The organism is Acinetobacter sp. GFQ9D191M (assembly GCF_011174875.1).
Classification (GTDB): domain Bacteria; phylum Pseudomonadota; class Gammaproteobacteria; order Pseudomonadales; family Moraxellaceae; genus Acinetobacter.
The window spans coordinates 15,196-35,037 of record NZ_JAALGV010000046.1 but is presented as its reverse complement, the minus strand read 5'-3'; the positions used below and the strand labels follow the sequence as shown (position 1 = coordinate 35,037).

8 protein-coding genes are annotated in these 19,842 nt (G+C 37.5%); all 8 read left to right on the top strand.

All coding sequences use genetic code 11. From position 1 onward, the window contains the following. Window positions 1-137 precede the first annotated feature (137 nt). The 8 genes from G5T77_RS08230 to G5T77_RS08195 all read left to right on the top strand — a co-directional run bounded on the left by G5T77_RS08230 (window position 138) and on the right by G5T77_RS08195 (window position 19,820). Window positions 138-7,112, top strand: a complete 6,975-nt coding sequence (locus G5T77_RS08230) for an LPD1 domain-containing protein (protein WP_240904286.1) — start codon at window positions 138-140, stop codon at window positions 7,110-7,112. 83 nt (window positions 7,113-7,195) lie between these two features. Then, complete coding sequence (locus G5T77_RS08225) at window positions 7,196-7,855, top strand: hypothetical protein (protein ID WP_005028677.1); 660 nt, start codon at window positions 7,196-7,198, stop codon at window positions 7,853-7,855. Window positions 7,856-8,120: 265 nt separating this feature from the next. Beyond that, window positions 8,121-15,347, top strand: a complete 7,227-nt coding sequence (locus G5T77_RS08220; protein ID WP_228731925.1) for an LPD1 domain-containing protein — start codon at window positions 8,121-8,123, stop codon at window positions 15,345-15,347. Window positions 15,348-15,356: 9 nt separating this feature from the next. Then, on the top strand, window positions 15,357-15,788 hold the full coding sequence (locus G5T77_RS08215) for a hypothetical protein (protein WP_005005806.1): 432 nt from the start codon (window positions 15,357-15,359) through the stop codon (window positions 15,786-15,788). A 272-nt stretch (window positions 15,789-16,060) separates the two neighbouring features. Beyond that, window positions 16,061-16,633 carry a hypothetical protein gene (locus G5T77_RS08210; protein WP_166139325.1) on the top strand — a complete coding sequence of 191 codons (573 nt, stop codon included), beginning with the start codon at window positions 16,061-16,063 and terminating at the stop codon, window positions 16,631-16,633. Beyond that, a complete protein-coding gene (locus tag G5T77_RS08205; protein WP_043041460.1) occupies window positions 16,587-17,375 on the top strand; it encodes a hypothetical protein in 789 nt (262 codons plus the stop codon). Before G5T77_RS08210 ends, G5T77_RS08205 begins: the two co-directional genes overlap by 47 nt. Window positions 17,376-17,383: 8 nt before the next feature. Beyond that, the gene (locus tag G5T77_RS08200) at window positions 17,384-17,866 is read left to right on the top strand and encodes a hypothetical protein (protein ID WP_005005809.1); all 483 of its coding nucleotides are present in this window, start codon (window positions 17,384-17,386) and stop codon (window positions 17,864-17,866) included. A 97-nt stretch (window positions 17,867-17,963) separates the two neighbouring features. Continuing rightward, window positions 17,964-19,820, top strand: coding sequence for a hypothetical protein (locus G5T77_RS08195; RefSeq protein ID WP_032055060.1), 1,857 nt, complete (start codon window positions 17,964-17,966; stop codon window positions 19,818-19,820). Window positions 19,821-19,842: the final 22 nt, after the last annotated feature.

Here is a 19,842-nt window from a genome sequence, read left to right as displayed (position 1 = left end):
GAAAGTTTGTTTATATCACCAATGAGCAAAATAACGACCTTAGTTTTATGTATAAGAGTTCGCAAGATAGTCTCTCTCTTGCTGACATAAAATCTGTTTTTCCTTACGACTCTAAAAATGACCTCATTGAAATGGATATGTCAGATATATATCTGCAAAACCCAATGAGTAGTGCTGAAAAAAACCAGTGGCAATCCCTATTTGAACTCAATAATCAAAAGTCCGTTGTGCTTTACCAAGCAAAACAGCAAAAACCGTTTGCCCCAAATACAACCATTATGGGTGCGGTTAAACAATTCAATAAAGCAGATTTAGGCTGGAATAAGCTACCGACATTACTGCAGTCCGTAGATCCATTGCCGTTGGCTGATTTAGACAATTACGGGTACCAAGCAGATAAAACACTGACTCGTTATTATGTTGATAAAGAAGCAGCGCTAAATGCTGGACTCATAGAAGATACGATAGAGCCTATTGAACTAAGCAAACAGCTAGTGATTTCGGTTAATTCAGGCGGTGAAGTACTTGCCCTAAAAGATATTACGCAAATTCCTGAGCTGACCAATTATAAAATATCTTCACATCCAGCATGGCCAGCGTATAACAGCTTACCGAAGCAATTTATTGATATTCGAGAGCTGAATAAGGGGCTGAATACGAGCATTGATCCAATTGTGAATGCGCTTAGATCGGATGATCATGCCGTTAATCACCAAGGATTGATCAAGCTTCAAACCTTAGTCACGAAAATCAATGACTGTTTGTATTCATACGAAGAAAACAGCATCCCGTCAGCATTGGCACCATTTGGTATAGAAACAACTGCGTTACAGCTGGTGGACAATGATTGGAAAGTTTGGGAATACAACAACCAAACTTTAGATGTAGAAGAATTCGACCTTGCCGATAAGATTAAGGACCTGATCCAAAGCGTTCAAAATAATATTAATAATTTAAGAACATTTGATCCCTACTCAATTGGTGATAGCAGTTTTGATCGTGAATTAATTTATGAAAGTTTGGATGACATCGGTACAAGTTTAGAAAGCTTGGATCTCAATCAAATTAAGCAAACCATACCGCCTGAACCTAAGGTTCCAGTAAAACGTTTGTTCAATCGAATTGATCACTTTTTTAGACACACCAAGTTTAAGCCGAACATTCCAGAACCAGTCATTAAGGACTCTTTGACTAAACTCGCTTTAATGCGAAAAATTAAGCAAGAATACCTACAAAAAATTGCAAAGCTCAAAGAAGAACGTCAAGCGATTGTTGAAGCGAAAGCAACACATACCATCAGTGAGCGTATTGAAAAAGCGGTTGCGATTCAAGTCGCTGTTGCTACTGAAAATGCGTATGTTTTGGATCAGCAAGCCTATGACGATCAAGCTTATGAAATGGAATTGGCATTAAGTCAGTTAAACATTGCTTCTACGCGTCTGAACAATCTTTATGATAGTTTTTTTGATTCAGTGATAGACCGTGAAGAATACGGCACGGATCTGGATAACTTCCTACAAAGCGTTGTCACCGATGATGAATTGCAAGATGAAATGCAACGTCTATTGGATGAGGCGAACGAGTTTGAAGCTACTCACACCTCAAATGACATTGACATTTATCATTTCAACGTTGATCTAGGTGAAGAATCTAACGGGCTTTGGAATGAAGCTGTTAACCAGTTTGATGTGGTTCATTATTATGATGAACAAGATCAAGAGTTATCTGCAGTCGAAAAGTTTGAATATTCTATTTTGGGATATTCACCATCTCAAGAATCTGCAATGCCAGATTTTAACGATATGGTGTTCTCGAATGCTGTATCAGTGCTGGATAACAGTATTGAGGACATGATTGCGACCAGTGCTGAAAATGTAGGTAAAAACTACTTTTCATTTCATCAGCAAATGCCTCGTATTCTTCAACAACTGCATAGTATTAATAGCCAATTTACGGCGCTTGGTGATGGTGATGCCCATAGCATTGCATCACAATATTTATCGGATGAAAGCTTAGAGCGATTCTATAACCTGTTAGAACAGGACGGTAACTACAAGGGTTTTAATAAGCGTATCGATGTGGCTCATGTGCTTTCTGAGCTGAGTAGCAATATTGGCAACAATCCTGACTCCCCTATCCTTAACCGATTACCTGATATTAGGTCGCAACTCAATCATGCGATAAATGAGGAATTACGTGTACGCACGAATCCTGGTAATGCACTGGCCAACGCGATTGTTTTTGCTGCGACCAATGAAGTTTTGTCTTTAAAAGAAACACTCGAAAAAGATGAAATCTATGTGGTAGACAGCTTTCAAAACTATCTGCCTAAGGTGATACATAAAGACCACTTCAACTCAAATACACAAGAACAGCTTTTTGCCTTAAATAAAAAGGTCGCGGTAAGTATGGCGTATAAGCGCTATCTACAAGACTTTTATCAAAATGCCGTGGGTGAAGAGTCTAAATCTGAAGCGGTTACTGCCATTATTAATAATGAGCACAAGCATATTTTGATGGCACTAGGTTATCTAACACCGACCTACAATGAAGTCACGGCGCCAAAAGACTCGAAAATTGAAAATGTCGTCACGTTGACTGAAGAAGCGGTAAAAACCTACCTAGCTGAAGGTAACGCTTTGATGGTTGAGCCTGAAGTTAGCGCACGTTCTTTGGCGGTGTATAGCAGTACGATAGCATCTGATCAGAACTTCATTCGCTTACTGCCGATGGATCTAGGTCAAAAGGTTAGTTCATTACAAAAGCAAAAAACCATTATGATTAATGGTGCTTCTTCGTTTGAACATATCCTGAGCTCTAATCCGATCAGCAAAAACAAGCTGACCTATGATGACCTTAAGAATGTAATTCTTAATCGTATTTTGACCAAGGAAGCGGTACCGAAATATGAAAAAGGCTTAAAGCTTGATATTGAAGTTAAGAATGTCTATGAGCATGCATCAAGTTTCTTGCCACTTGAAAAGACCGATGTTAACAGTGAAAATGACTTTGGCAATCTCTTTAAACATGGGCTTGTGCTTGAAGCATTACAATCGACTCCAGACTCACTCAAGAATGGATTTAACCTCAACCGTGATTTAATCAATTCTGCCCTACTGCAGTCATTTGAAAATCGTTCTATTGAAGAATGGACGGCACTAAAAAATAAATCCCTCGAGACAAAAACGGGATCTCTTTTAAGCATTATCACCAATCCTGAACGCATTAAAGAGTTTGAGTTTCCTGAGATAAATATTTATCTCACGGTTTCACCAGCTGATGAACAAAAGCACGGTGCGATTAACTTATATTTCAGCGGTGAACAGATTCCGTCTACCGATCGCTTAATCGTTAAATCAAGTCTGAATGACTTAGCTGCAGACGATAAGGCGCTGTTTAAAGCTTTGACGCTTAGCAATGATTCAGTTTTAAGTACGCAAGAGCAAATGCAGTACTTGATCGACTCATTAGAAAAACGCTATCAGATCTTCCAGTCGATCGAAAACCTACACCTTAAAGAAAAGGTATTGTTTAACCCTGAGTTGGACGATTACAAGGCATTAACTTTACGTGATGCCGATAATCAATACATCGATCCAACGGCGAAACAAGATCTAATCGATTTTGTGAAAAGCAATGATGTGATGACCAATGTTGATTTGATGAACGTCTTTACCGACTACATCAATCAAAAAGAAATGGATCAAGCGTTTGAAAACGGCTCCAAAATTATTGTGGCCAATGACGGTGCTGATTTAGTGATTTCTGTCATTGATAAAGACACACCAGTTTTACAGCATGATCAATTACGGGTTTTTGATAATGTTGAGCAGTTTGCTAAATTCAACGAGCGTGGTGGATTGTTTAAAGACTTCCAGTTAAACGGGATAAAAGCGCATCTTGTGGACCAAGTATTAAATGATCTTGGGTTACGTGAAAACATACTGCAGACAATCAAGGTGCCATTATCACCAAGTTTTGAAAATATTGATGTTAAAGGCCTTAATGAGATTGTGGCTGTTAATATTTCAACATTGGTCAATAAAATTGATTTTGCCTTTGGTGAAAAGCTACTTGAATCTAAAGACCGGTTCGATCTCGCGATTAAAGTTGCCGATGATCAAGCTCCGTTAAAACTGGCCATTGTGAATAATGCCGAACATCAGCAATTTGTTGATCAAGGCTATAAAATTCTTCCTACGCCAAAGCACCCGAACTCTAAGAACTTCTTAATTACTGATTTTGCAAAATCATTCAAAAAAGCAGAATTATTTAAGTCTCGCGATCAAGTATATAAACCTGAACATATGGTTCAAAGCGCACCTATTGTAGAAGTTGCCCAAGAACCATTGGTTGAAGAACCGACCGTAACTGAGCCTGAAGTTCAAAAGCCTACTGAACCAGAAGTACAGGAAACAACGGTAGAAGTTGTAGAGCCGACTGAGCCAGTTGCTCCAGAACAAACATCACTGTTTGAGTCTGAGGGTAAGCCTGAAGCTGAAGCACCAAAAGAGCCAAAAACAACCAAACCGAAAGCCACTGAGCCACGTTCTGAAGTTGGACTTATTGAAGATACGGGTATGAAAATGCCTGGTGCGAAAAAGGATCTGTATGGTCCACGTTTATCGCTCAGTCAGATTCAAGATATGTCGCTTTTGCAAGTCAAAAACCTAATTACGCGTGACAAAATTTGGAAAAAGGAATCGGTTTTACAAGCAAAAGAAGCTGGTCGAGATATTTACATTCACTTGCTGACTGACGCTGTACGTAAGATGACGAATGATCAGCCACGTTATCCGCTTGAAAATGCCACTGAAGAACAGTTTAAAAAAGTAGGTGCTGGATACTATGACGCTGTTTTAAGTATGCGTGATGCATTAATGGAAGCAAAAACAGTTCGTGAATTTATTCCTAATGCATGTGATTTATACGTTCGTTTGAATGAAGACAAAGATCTGTTCACGGCGTTTAAATCATTAGATCGGTCATTATTTTCATTGGTAGAAAGCTATGCTGAATATGCTGCCACTGACATGATTATTAGTTCTGAATTGGCGAAAACCGATAGTAGTGAAGCACGTAAAACGCTCACTGAAGCACTTCATCATTTAAGGAAAGAGTTACCGCCAGTTAAAGGCACCTACTCTATCTATAAAAAAATACGTAGTGCGATTGATGCCAAACCGTTCCAAGACAAAGTAAAAGCGACTGTTACTTTTAGAAGTGGCAACATTATAGATTCGAGTACGCTATTTAGCAGATCTGATGCTGGTCTATCTGAACAGGTCATGGATCTGTTAACTGCTAAAAAAACCAAAGACGCAACTGCAGAGAATGATGATACTCAAGAAGTCTCGTTATCTGAAAAGAATGTATCGCACATTGTAGATGACACGGCGAGTACCTTAGATGCCCTATTCAAAGAGTATGCTAAGCCTCGTACTATGCGTAAGGCATTCAAGCTCAGTGATGTGGTTGTGACGGAAAACATTGCTTCACGTAATGGCCAAGATGTTACAGCACATACCTTGCAAGCGACCTTTGGATTTAAAGCCGTAGAGTTTGGCGAGTACTTGAACCAGAGCGATCGTCAAATCGCGTTAAATAACGCATATGACGGTTGTTTCGCTCTTGCTAAGGCACTTGATATAGATCCGAAATTTGTTGGCTTTAACGGTATGTTGGGTGTTGCTTTTGGTTCGCGTGGACGTTCCGCTGCGATGGCACATTATGAGCCATCTAACCGTGTGATTAACTTAACCAAGAATTCAGGTTTTGGCTCGTTTGGTCATGAATTTTTCCATGCCTATGACCATCTCATTTTTAGTGCGATGACACGCAATCAACCAAAAATGATGATGGAAAACGTACAGCCTTATCTAACTCGTTTTGCAGAATTGAATAACATTAAGTCTGAGAAGTATGCCAACATTAACCAAGATTTGTTGCAAGCTGCAGCCAAAGTAAATCAAGCGATGTATTACTTGCCAATGAAAAAGGATGACTCGATAGAAGTACTTCGCACGAATCTTGAGAATCAAGTCAAGTTTTATGAAACCAGCATCAAAACGATTTTGGATAAAACATTGGTAGATCAACCTGACATTGTTGATTTGTTTACGCCAGATAGAGACAGCATAAAAGAGAAAATTAATACGTTTATTGCGGAACGTGGCAAGTTGCATACTGAACTATCTTCATTGATTAACTTCGCTAATCGTCATGAAGATCCTGAACTTTTCCAAAAGGACGCCATACAACATAGACGTTATATGCACGTTGCCCAAGGCTTGCATAAGTTCTTGTCTGAAAATGAGTATCCAATCCCACGGACTGAGCTCAACAAATATATCTCGCAATCTCGTTCTGAAATTGATCATGATCGTGTCTTTGCAGCGCAAGTACTTGGTGCAGCGAACAGTACAGTCTTTAGATCAGTTGTATTCCGTGATTATCGACAAATGTTGCGTAGTCAGTTTGCGATATGTGCACTCGACTTCATCAAAGAAAACAGCCCTAAACCATTGTCAGATGAACACTTAAAGTTAATTTCTTTAAGCTTACAGACGAACGATCGCTTAACATCAACTAATCAATCTCAGCTAAAAACTGATTTCTACAAAAATGCGATGGTATTAGAGGGCTTAACAAGTGCTAAGAAGCCGTATTGGACGACCGCACATGAAATGTTTGCCCGTAGTGGTGAGCAGTACTTACAAGTGACCTTAGCAGAAATGAACTTGCGTAATGATTGGCTTGTTTACCCATGTCCTGAAGGTGGTTCATCTTCTGTAACTCAACCGCATGGTATAGAAAAAGATGCAATCATGAAGGAGATTCGCGAATTTACGGTGAAAGGCCTGGACTATATTCAGGAAAATATTGCTGAACTGCGTTTTGCTGATCATCAGCAGTATGTCAGAAATGCAATGCACTTCTTCCAACCGGGTACAGATCAACATGAGAACCTAGTTAAATGGAATGAAGTCATTAATGAGATGTCACAAGCTGAATACGATGAATATTGGACTAAGCTCATGACCAACATTGAAGTACAAGCAGATCCAGAATTAAGCAAACAAAAGAATAGCGATCCTGAATTGGCACTATAAGCAATTTTGAGATCTTGGATGCTATCCCCTGTGGGTGGCATCTTTTTTTTATTTAAATCTTATAAATGGAATCAGGGGGCACTATGGCAATAGCAATTCCAAAGCAATTTGCTGGTTTTGGTCTAGCAGTTGCAATTATATCTGTGGCTAATCATTTCGGATTGGTCGATCTCTTTGCTCAAAGTGCTACACGGGCAATATCGAAACAAGCTCAATCAGTAGAGTCAGCCAATCCAGGCCAACCGAATGAACCTGAAAACGGTCTACAAATGGCAAAAGACTATGCTGAACATCAAAAAATGGTAGCCAATAGTGCAGCCATGCCATTTAAAAAAGAAGTGATTAATGTTTCCAGTATGGAAAACACACAACATTTTGGTCCTGTTTCAATGGAATCTCAAAATGTTGATACTGTGTTTATCATTCGAGATAAGGCCACTAAAAGGTTACGAGCCGTTGTTCAGGTACCCAAAAAGCAAACTGTCAATATATCTCTTCCAATTGGTCAATACACCATTCAATATGCCCAAAACAATTATATTAAGGATGCTCCATGGCAAGGATTAAATAAGTTTTGGGGATACGGCACTACCTTTTTAGAAAGTAACCTTGAGCATAATGTTACCTTGGTCCAATATCCGAATAATAGTGGCTACTTTATTCGTGGTACTGGAATTATTGTAGGTGTAGAAGATGGCACCCAACCAGACGAACTCGCTAAAAACGAATTTGTTAAAATGTAACCATCAGCTTTAAGCAAGATGTCACCTATACGGTGGCATTTTTATTTATAAAAAAAGAAAGAATAGTGCACGGTTTTAGATGGTTTTATTAAAAATGATAGGTATTTAAACAGTGCTATTTACTCGGTATATACTATTTTAAAGAATAACGCCTAAACCCTCCCTCAAAGTTAATTTTTTAGTTTAATATAAGCACATATAAGTACTCGTAAGAGTCGTTTTAAAGTCTTGGATCATGCTATGTGACCAAGTAGGAGACTATAAAGTGAATGAAGTTAAATGGCCTAATTTAACTGGTCTTGGTGCGCGTCTTGTAGTATCGCCAGCCAACAATTTTCGCCCAAAAACGGCGATGCTTGTTGTTAATGAATTTGAGCAATTCAAAAAATCTATTGAACAAAACAGTTCTAAGCAATTTGAACAAGTGTTAATGGATGCCCATTTTTATGAAGTGCAAAATGATGATGGTATTCATGCGTACTACTATAAGAACCCGGCAAAGTCTGGTATCGATCTAAACGATCTTCAGAAGGTCTTTCCAGCGTTTACCAACGATATGAAAGTACCGACTAAGCAAGAAGATATTTATCTCACCAATCTACCGTTTAAGAAGAACATTCCGAACTGGAAAAGTTACTTCGCATCAGCGACCGAACGCCTTTCTGCTTTCCCTGAAGTGTATGTCAGTAAGCTAAACAATGGATCTAATATCCTTGATACGCTGAAAACCAGTCTTCAGGAATCGAACAAATCCTACTTGGCTCAATTTCAGTCTTCAAAAATTCCTTTTAATCGTCTTCAAGATTATGGCTATGAAAATATCTTCTCTAAAGTCTATCTAGATGAAGAATCGGCGATGGCCAGTGGCGAAAGTCTAGATAATCTAGCCAAAATTAAGTTGTCTCCATTTGCAGTACCCGTCAATTACGAAAAAGATGGTTCGTTACTGATTATTGATGACTTGCGCCATATTCCTGAAATCTTTGCTCATGATCCGTATGAAGCATTGGGGTTAAATGACAATATTAACCTGGTGCATTTTGCTCATGAATACGAGTCCACTTTTAATCAGCTGATTGAGCATGGCCGTGGCAACAGAATGTTTAACATGAGCTTTAAAGATGTTGATGCTTATGTACAAAAATTAGCTTCTGATCTTGTTGTGATAGACCGTGTGTTTAATCAACAGCAATTGCCGTATCCAAAGCTATTAGAATCAGCTAAACAAGGTATTCCAGCTTTTTATAAAGATGAACACGGCACATGGATGGCGTCTAAACAAGGTATTGAAACACGCCTTGTAGATAAGATGGTGTATGACGCTGCCATGCTTCGCCATGATGTCTTACAACAAATGGTACGCCAGATGCCAACAGGTAAAGTTTTCTTTGCCGATCTGAGCCAAGAGTTCTCTGAATTCTCTGTAAACATCGTTCCTAAGTTTAATGCGTTCTATGATCACCAATCTGCTGAAATCAAACAGCGTAAACTAGAAGAACAACTCAATGAATCAAATGTTAACGAGATCTTGAATAATCTTGATGTTAATTTTGAGGCAACTGAGAAGGCATCTATTACTGAGTCTGATCTACTCAACATTGCAAATGACCTCCCTACTCCAGAAATTGATGATGTTGCCGTACTTAAAGAGCTCTTAAAGTTTCCTGAAGAATTATTGGATGCAAGAGGCAATGACAAGGTGCGTGATTTCGCGCCGTCTATGCTTGAAATTAGACAGATTTTGGATGTCTATGTCATTCCTAAGGCTACTGAACAAGCTCAACAAATTGAGAAGCAATATAGTGATTATCTAAATCAGAAATATGCTGAAATTCAAGATGTCGTGCGCTCAGCTACACAAACAAAAAGATTCAGCGTAGATGATATTCAAGCGATCTCTGACGAAATCGACACACACAATGTTGAGATCTCAAAACAGTACAATGAAGTTAAAAAAGTCTTATGGCAAAGTGAAACTTTGGTATCTGGCATTACGTCTGCAACAAATACCTTTTTGTTTAATAAAAACAGCTTCTACTACGCTAAAGATGAAAACGGCAAATTTGTAGGTTTTGAATCTGAAGTAGAAAGCAATCAACATAAAGCGGATCTGTTCAAATTACTGTCTAAGCAATTCGACAATCAATTGGTTTCAATTAACACGCCTGAGCTTCAGGAATTTGTGAATAATGAAACTGCAGTTGATATGTTGATGTCACGCACGAACAGTTATGTTGAGCAAAATATCAATGATTTTGTTGCTGGTGATTTTTCTGCGCCTTTAGAGCTAGAGCAAGATGTACAGCGTTTAGAGTTAAGCGATCTGTGCACGGCTGATCTTGCTAATAACGATAAATTAGCTTCAGCGTATTTTGAAGAGTTTACTCGGCTTCTTGATGAATCAAACTTTGATGAAGCATTTTTAAAACAATCTCTATCACAAACTAAAAGTGCGTCATTCTTAAAGAACGGTGTAAATGAGATTTTATTCCGTAATTTATTGGTGCCAAATGCAAGTGAAAACTTCAATCGTAAGACTAAATCTGATTCTGTTCCTGAGGATATTCTTGCTAAAACTTCATCACATACAGATGGGTTTAGTCTGGACCGTCAGTTCAATCGCTTTGTTGAAGTTCAAAGCTTCCAAAAGGCATTAACAGCCAAATATCCGCAACAAGACTGGTCATTTATCACAAAGGATGACCGTGGCGAAAACATCAAGTCGATTGCTGAAGATATGCAGTCTGACATGGAAGAAGACCGTAAAGATGCAAAGGATCTGTTGTCGAGTATCGAACGTCAGTTTTATTCTAAAAATTCGACCTTATTTGTCTCGAACATGGATCTCGCTGCAGATGAAATCTATGTTCAGATTAAACCAACGGGTGACATTGACGATTTAAAAGTTAAAACCGTTAAATCAAATGAATTTGATGAAAACAAACATTTTTCATTGTCTACCGATGGCTACAAAGCAACAAATCAAGCGTATGCGAACATTGCCAAGTATTTTGTTGAAAAAACCCTATATCTAGAAGATGGCGATTATGACAAGGCACAAAAACTAGCTGCCTTAGTGATTGCTGGTGAAGATAAAGAGCTCAAACAAGAAACTAAGAAAGTCTTTGGTGTAGAGCTGACTGCAGATGACTTGAAGCAAGTCCAAAGCATGCAGTTAGAAGATGGTAAGCTCCAGTTAAACAAAACTGCCCTACCGAACCACAACTACAACAACATTCAGCTATTCAACTATCTGAACCTGATTGATATTAATCAGCGTACAGTTTTTGGCAAATTTGATGTTGAAGTACAAAAAGAATTTGAGGTGATTAAGGATCTTCTCAAACCTAATGTAGCTTTTCAGAATAACGTTAAATATTTTTCTCTAACAGCTGAAGAAGAGAACGTACAGTTCAATAGTGAATCTGAATACTTTAACACTCAGCTAGAAAATGCTGTAAAGCACTATGAAGATCACCACGGCGCAATCAAGATCCCTGATCATGATTTGTTTATAACTGTGTTTCAAAAGAATGATCTTCAGTATATACGCCTCTACAATCATAAAGACAAAAATGCGCCGTTTATTGGGCATTCAGTTTCCCTAGATGCCAATATACATAAGGCTACTGGCTTTAATGATAGAGATGCGGTTAAAACGTCTGCGAATGCTTTGTTTAAGTTATCGACTTCACGCAACAGCATGACGTTTATGCCTCCAGCTAAGTTCACTTTTGAAAAATATTACGAGTCAGATCTCAACTTCTTCAAAGCTAAAGATAGTCAGCAAACTTTAATCAATAAAGTGTTTACGTCTTTACCAAACAAGATGTTCCAGTACATTTCTGATCATCCATCTAATTTCAACTCTAAATTAGATTTCATCAGCAATCTTAATTCTGCAACATACGAAAAGTTTGAGGATCTTAGCTACGATAAAAAACCGAATGAAGTCACTGAGCTTCTGAGCAACATCTCTCCAGCGTACACCTATGTTATCGCTCATGTAGATGGCCAGACAGCAATCATGCCTAAAAACTTAACCAAAGTTTTTGATGTTCAGGCATTTGAAGAAGTTCATCCGTTTGATTTGGTGAACTCTAAACTTCAGAAAAGTGATCTTAAAGAACTTTTTAGCAATGGTATCAATGGTGAACCTGATCCGTTCATTAATAAGCTCAAATTTAGTGTTGTATTAAACCGTGTAGGTAATCCAGAACTTGAGGATATTCAGCCTAGATTTATGTTAGAGCAGATCGCCGTGAATGAGGCGTTTGCAGAAAAATATAAAACCTTAACCGCTTTAAATGAAGTCAATGCCGTCATGCTTGAGCATGTCAAAGCATTACAAGATACGATTAAACAGGCTTATGCTGAGCATTTTGTAGGTTCCAACCCTAAAGTTCACCAATACAAGTTGCTAAACAAATCATCTCAACAAGATGAAACACCGCAATTGTTTATGGTTGATACGGACTATGAGCCTCAATTAACTGCCGTGCTTCTTCGTATACCGTCTCATGACTATCAGTATCAATTGATTACTGGTTTTGATGATGTAGACCAGTTTAGTCACGAAATCTTAAATGCTATCGAATCTAAGGTTAATTTCGGTACCACTTTAGAGCAATTAGCACTATCTAACTTGCCTGAAATTCAGATTAAACACAAAACTGACTTTGAGAATAAACAGTTAGCAAGTTTGCATTTCCAAACTTTGATTACGAATACGCTTGGTGCTCTATACGATCAAACCGCACACATAAAGCCGTATATCAAAACTGAAAATCACAAATTGTTTTTGGCCATCAAGCCATCGACCGACAATGAATATGCATCGGTTAAACTTTTTGGTGATAAGTCCGATATTCACGGTGATTACAAGTCTCTGTGCGTTTTTCCTGTTAAAAGTATGCGCTCAGTTGAAGATGTCTTACAACTTCAAAACCGTGTGTTTACTGACTTCACGTTTATCGATCAATTGGTACCAAAAGACAAATATGTGCCTGTTGATGTAAAGGTAGAGCCAAGTGACTCCCCTGCTATGTACTTAGGTGATGTAGGTGCCAAGTTTGGCGGTGCACATAAAGATCGCTACGGTGAATACATTTCATTGGAATATATTTCAGCGACATCAGCCGATCAAACAGCTACGGACTATCGAAAAGCAAAAATCGTTGCAAATAAAGAATTCCAAGCTTGGTACACCAATACGCCACTCGGTATTGATGACAAAATATTCGTAAAGGCAATGTATGACTACTGCCCAACTAAACCGTTATTCTCTAAAAATGCGTTGATGCTTGATAGCCAACGAGCGACAGAATTACGTGCGTATGTGGCTGTTGTTTCTAACATCAGAAATTTGATGGTAGATACTCAAGAAGAGTTGATTCATGCGGTAAGAAACAATAAAAGCTTATCTGCTGAAAGTCTTGGTATGACTGATCGCCAACGTAAAGACTATATCGGGCTTTATAGTAAAGGTACCAAGAACAACTACAAAAACTACTTCGAATTGCTTAGCAATTTGAATGAGTACTACATTATGCCAGAACATACAGGCGGTATCAGTGTTCAGCTTGAGAAAATCATCGAAAAAACGATTGATAAAGAACTCAGTGAGATTCTATCAACAGGTAAGATCTTTGATTTTTACGGTAAGTCGAAAGTCACTAAAGATGTGAGCGATGCGATCAGCAACATGCAACGTACTGGCTTATATTCAACTGTGCTTGAACCATACGTTCTGAAAAGTGCGATTGAAAGTGGTTTAGTTAAAGCTGAATCTGCACCTATTTATGTTAAAGATCCTGTTGCACCAGTTATAGAAGCAACGACTGAAGCTGTGAATACACCTAAAGCACCACGTTTGCCGTCATTTACCAGTGAAGTGAAAAAACTTGAAAATGGCTTTGTGACTGAAAAAGTCCAATCAAGTATTTACGGATTGTTAAATTACTCTCGTACTGGTCCTGATCATCGCCAAGGTGCCGATGTGGATTCATTCAAGCTTAAAGATGACTTTTCTATCCGTGGTGTTGAAGTAGGCAATAAAGTTAGTCCTGTGGCTCAACAGTTGGTTAATGCCGTGTATGACTCATTGGCTGACTTAAAACAACTCATGGGCTTTAAATCAAACAATGGTTTATTGAACTTGGGTGTTGCTTTGGCTTCACGCGGAATTAAAGGATCTGCAGCGCATTTTGAACTGTCTAAGAACGTGGTTAACTTAACTCGTGATAGCGGATCTGGAAGTTTGGCTCATGAGTATGGCCATGCGCTAGATGCACACTTGGGAATGTTGGAAAAAGCGGAAGTATATAAAAATCACGCTCAAATGAATCGTTCTGTACTTCAGGACTATTATGAAGACATCCCTAATTTTGAGATACCAGGTGCACGACACTTCTTATCAAATATGTTGGATGCTGGATACTCCCCTGTTACTGAGTCCGGTCGTGCTTTTGAAAAGGTACATCGTGCGATGATGAATGAGCCAGTTCAGCCAATGAAAAATTACGGTCAAGTACTTCATGAGAATGCTGAGACTGCAATCAAGGCGTACCACACTGTTGCTGATTCAATGCATGATGAAGTGATTAAGAATAAAGAGAATTATCCTAATTCTACGCGCAAAACCTTAAACAGCTTCTTTGACTGGCACCAAAAGCACTATGAAGATCTCATTCGCCGTCAGTTTGAGAAAATTGAAGAGTACTTGAAGAAGTATGAGCGTGAATATAAAGCTGATACAAACCTATCTTTCTTCAGTACAGTTCAAGACAAGGTGGATGTCATTGTCTCTAAAATTAACACTGACATTAATGCTATAAGCTTTAAGTCGTTTGAGCGCTATCAGCAAAAACTTAATGATATGCGCCAGCCAGAACATCATTTACCTACAACCGGTTTGGAAGAAAAAATTACAGGTGTTGCGAACGCAGCGAATGTGGATTTAAAAACACTATCGCAAAACCTATCTGAATACTTGATAGAGTCATCTAAATACAAGTTCTATAACCTGGTAGAGAAGTACATGCCTGAGGGAGTTAAAAATCCTCATACTCAAATGCAAAACTTCTTTGATAAGTCGCAAGACGTTGAAGTTAACGTAGGTGATATTCGTTTTAGTGACAATCTATCGCGTTATAAAAAGGACTGTTTAAATATCGACAGTGCTGAAAATCGTGCAACGCCGTATTACGCGACCAGTACCGAAATGTTTGCTCGTTATTTTGAGACTTATTTGTACTCTAAAGTTTCAAATGAAAATGAAATGAAAAACTCATTTTTAATTGACGGCTACCCTACCGTACAACCTAAAGGTTTAGAGTTTGAGATCTGCAGAAACTTGACTGAACAATTAGTCGAAACTTGTGTGAATGAAATATTTGATCAAGATCTGCAAAACGAAAATACCCAAAAAATTATTGCTGAAGTTTCGATTGAAAAAGAAAATGAAGCTGACCAATTAAGACTTGAGATGTGAGATAACTAAATGCAATACGAAAATATTCATGAAGCAAAAACGCCACTTAAAAGCATGATTACTCGTAGTCATGCCTATATTCGCCTGTTGGTAGAAAAAAGTATGGCTGATGGTATTAAGTTTAAATATCACAACGGTAGACGTTTAACTCAAATTGATGATCCTGAGCGTGTTGTTTCTCAAATCTTCCCTTATTTTTTCCGTTTAGTTTTCTTGGAAATATCAACTTATTACGGTCAAACATTTGATGGTCTTAAGTTTCATTCTAAGAAACGTGCAACAGGAACATTGCAATTAGAGGTCAGTATTCTTGAAGACAAAATACCGAACCAATTAGAGTTTTTCACCTTTATTAGTTACGTTTTTAACTATGGGTTTTTAAAAAATCAATTCCATGAAGACTTAACCCTTTTAACCAAAGCAACAAAGTTTGCCAGTTAAAAGTTAGATCCATTTTAAATCTTAGATTTAGGTATATACTAAAAATAATTTTTAAATATTTAAACTTTCAATGTGGCTTTATAATCAAATAAAGCCATATTGATTTAGAAACAAGTTAGATATTTCTGAATTAAAAGTGTGGCGAAAGTATCAGTTTTATAAGTCAAACAGTCTGCAGTCTTTTAAGTAACTGTTGTAACGAAATAGTCATAACTGAGTCGCTGTACATTTGATGTGTATGCCCTTTTATTAATCCCATTGGAGATGATCGAATGCAAAAACCATTGCATGAAAATCTTGAAAACTTTCTGCCTTACTTGAAAAGTGAACTCGCTGCCAAAGGTATTTTAAGTGCGTCACTCAAAACCATCTTTTTGAACTACATTGATCAGATCACAAAAGAGAATAGATTCGTCAGCCATACCAATACGACCGATCGACAAATTGTATATATAGAACGTGGCGATGATGCATTGATGTTGCGCTTTAAATATTTTGTTGAAAATAATGAGTACTTAGAAGTTGAGTTAATCATCACGGATACTCATGTAAAGTTGGTTTATGCTGAATCACCAGAATTACACTTGCTTTATGATGATGAAACACCAATTTGCTTAGATGCTGGCCAATTAATCAAGTGTACCAATGACTATGGCACATCACTTGCTACTTTAATTAGCGCCCTATTCCACTGTTTACTCAGTGATGATCCACAAAAAAATATCCAAGACGTACTTAATCAAACTAATCTTTTTGACAAAGTTTCAGATGAAAATGCCGAATTAAACAAGGGTTCACATGATTTCGATAACCGACAAAATCAAGCAAATATCTGGGTTTTCTGATTCAGATTCAGAAGTTGTTAAGGATAGTGTTTTATCCTTATCTACTGCTTTGTGGATCATGAATATACTCATGTCCACAAATTTTGTTATTGGTTTAACCAAGAGAGATCAGAAGCTTTTTGATAATGCCAAAGAAACGCTGATTACTGAAATGAAGCGGTTAAATTACAATCTTAACGATTATAAAGTACTCCCTGTTTCAAAAAAGAATGAACCGCTTTTGCTTCAAATTAAACTTGAACAAAAATCAGATCGGATCATAGATTTAGTCAATGCCAATTTAAAGGATTTATCCAAAGACGAGTCCATGGTTATTGAAGTTCTTTATGCAAATTTAATGAATAGTAATAGTGGTGTTTGCATCACTATAAGCGATATTCATGATAAAACAGCGCTTCAAGTCAGTGAGATTCTTACTGACATTTCAAAAGAATTAAAGGTATCTACTTTATCCGATGTTCTTGATATTTATGCACGACCAATTGAACATAATAATGCCAAGGTGAGCTTTAACCTGGTGAACCCATGGGCATTATCAACCGATAGAAAAAAGACTCTTTGCATTGCTGCACCCATATTCAATGAATACAACAGTCCATTTAAATTGATTGCACTTCTTCAAAATCTCATTTATCTAATTAATCAGAAGTGTACTAATGAAACGGACCTTCTATTCGATTCCATTAACCTACCAAAATTTCAAAATAGACTTTTTGGCCAAAGCTTTTTTTATATTAATTAGGACTAACCATGAAAAACCAAACACGCCCATTTACTGTAGTGTTGTTGGCTCCTATTGCAGAACAACCTATTCATGCTTTAGTTGCGCCATCAGGTGATTCAATTCTGTTATCACAAGATACGAAAGTCTCTACTCTCGCAAATATTCCAGATATGATCGAATCTGAGTTCGGTACATATGATGAATTTCTTATCGAACATCGCGATCAATTTATGCTGTTTAACCAAGTCGCATCTGATTTAGATCCTGATCTAATTTTTCCTAAAGTGCATTCAGACCTACTTGAAGATAGCTTATGTATTATTCGTTCTATTTTCGCTTTTGAACGTTTCAAATTAGAAGAAGAACAAAAGAATGCTACTCGTAAAGAGCCTAAAGAAATTAATCAAGAATATTTAATGAAACGTGCGATAGACCAGGCAATGACTTTAGAGCAAGATGTTTCTGACCTTTCATCAAATGTAGAGCGCTTACAAAGCCCGATGTCTTAAACTCCATTAAATATATTTAAAATTAACTTTAAACCCTCTCTTAAAACTTATATGCTTATTAGTAATAGTTTAAGGGTGTGGTTTAAAGTATTTTTAGATGGATACAAATTTAGTTTTTTTCGATGACTTTAACGCTACTTCTAACACCTCTTCTGGTGAAAATCACCGTTCTTTAATTAACGTACTATTCTTCTTTCTCAACTATCATAAAGGTACGTTTTTAGCTGATACGATATTTTTTGATACCCACTATCAAACAATTGACAACCGTAATATTGTCGGGGTTTTGCCTATTCTTTTTAGTATCTGCGAGATTGACCGTTCAAAAGGTCACACCGGGCAAATAGTCGATATTCAACAGGATCTAAATAACGTAGATGAAGATGATTATGAACTTGTAATTGATATAGATGATACGCAAACATTTAACTTGTTCTACCACTTCCTTAAACCATCCAATGATGCACCTGTAAAACCACACCTTAATCAACTAAAAGTATTCCCAGACAACTTAATCGATTCGATTAAACACCATGAGCTTTTAAATTACATTCTTGCTCTCATTGAGAATAAGATCTGGACCGATTCTGATGTATTTACGTATGAGTACAAAAATAGGTTTTTGTATTGCGTTTTTATCTATTTGTCCAAGACCATAGATCTAAGTTTTAATAGCTCTCACGATTCTTTCACGAGCTGGCTTGAGCTGCGTAACCTATCTTGGTTTGGTGCTAATGAAGTTGATACCAGTGACTTTGCAACATTAGAGCTTTATATACATGCCCTATCCTACACGCTAAAACTGGCAAAGCATGTTGTAAAAGCAATCATCAATAATAATGTGACGCCGTTTAAAGTTGCACCGCAAGAAGAATTGTTTTACTTTTTTGCTGAACGTACAGACGCACGTTCTCCTAATGAAGAGACTACACCGCCGTATACGCCAGCGGAAGATGATGAAACTTTTTCCACTGAACTTTCTAGTGCTCCAGTACCAGCACCGTCAAATAAGGAAACACCAAAAGTAACCGATGCTTATTTATTGGTTGGTGCGGATCTTGAGGATTCTGAGTCCACAACACCAGAAAAGAATGTGATTACTCAAGACTTCAACTATCAAGCACGTTTAAATGAATTGTATGAGCTGTCAAAATCCATCAAAGATGAAATTATAGATGCTCCAATCATTTCTATTAATCAAGCGTGGAATATAGTGCAAGATAAATGGAAGTTTTATCTCGATACTTTTTCAAGTAGCTACTTCAATATGAATGATTTTGAGAAGACGGCTATTCTTAAACAATTGAAATCACTCAAAGCCAGTATTTTTATGAACTGGTTTGATATTAAGTCGGGTGCTGGCCAGCAAGTATTTATTGATCTAGTGTCATACGACACGTTTAAGATTGAGTTTCTTTCTTCTGAAGCTAAGATGATCCAAACTTACATGAAGGACCGTATCAAAAATCAGATGTATTTTGAAACTACAGCGCCACAACCAAAGTTTTTGAGAAATCTAAAAAACTTATTTAATGAACGTGTCGATACGCAAAAAATTAAAGACATCGAAAACACTGAACTTTTGTTGAAGGTGAATGGCATTCTTGACGGTGTTACCAAAGATCTCATTGACAATATCAATCTGCATTTATCAAATGACATTTATCTTGTGAACTACTTTTCTAATGTAGATAAGGAACTGGAACCGCCCAAATATCACTTATTAGATATTTTGCTTCGTACTTCAGTGCTTAACCTTATCTATGTTTGCCCTACCGCATCACTCAATGCAACCAAGGATCTTCTAAATGCAATCACTGATCCTGAAATTGAGGTTTCAGCTTTTGATACATTCGACCGCAAACAATATCAAAATCAAATTGTAAAAGAACTCGCATGTTCATTCCGTCAGCGCATAGATCCATCTGAACTTTTGAAGCTAGATATTACGTAGATATAAAAAATGCCCATCATTC

What these genes read in the sequence shown, in the direction of transcription:
- G5T77_RS08230 (WP_240904286.1), top strand. Translation starts at nt 138, where the DNA reads ATGTCAGATATATATCTGCAAAACCCAATGAGTAGTGCTGAAAAAAAC.
- G5T77_RS08225 (WP_005028677.1), top strand. Translation starts at nt 7,196, where the DNA reads ATGGCAATAGCAATTCCAAAGCAATTTGCTGGTTTTGGTCTAGCAGTT.
- G5T77_RS08215 (WP_005005806.1), top strand. Translation starts at nt 15,357, where the DNA reads ATGCAATACGAAAATATTCATGAAGCAAAAACGCCACTTAAAAGCATG.
- G5T77_RS08210 (WP_166139325.1), top strand. Translation starts at nt 16,061, where the DNA reads ATGCAAAAACCATTGCATGAAAATCTTGAAAACTTTCTGCCTTACTTG.
- G5T77_RS08205 (WP_043041460.1), top strand. Translation starts at nt 16,587, where the DNA reads ATGATTTCGATAACCGACAAAATCAAGCAAATATCTGGGTTTTCTGAT.
- G5T77_RS08200 (WP_005005809.1), top strand. Translation starts at nt 17,384, where the DNA reads ATGAAAAACCAAACACGCCCATTTACTGTAGTGTTGTTGGCTCCTATT.
- G5T77_RS08195 (WP_032055060.1), top strand. Translation starts at nt 17,964, where the DNA reads ATGGATACAAATTTAGTTTTTTTCGATGACTTTAACGCTACTTCTAAC.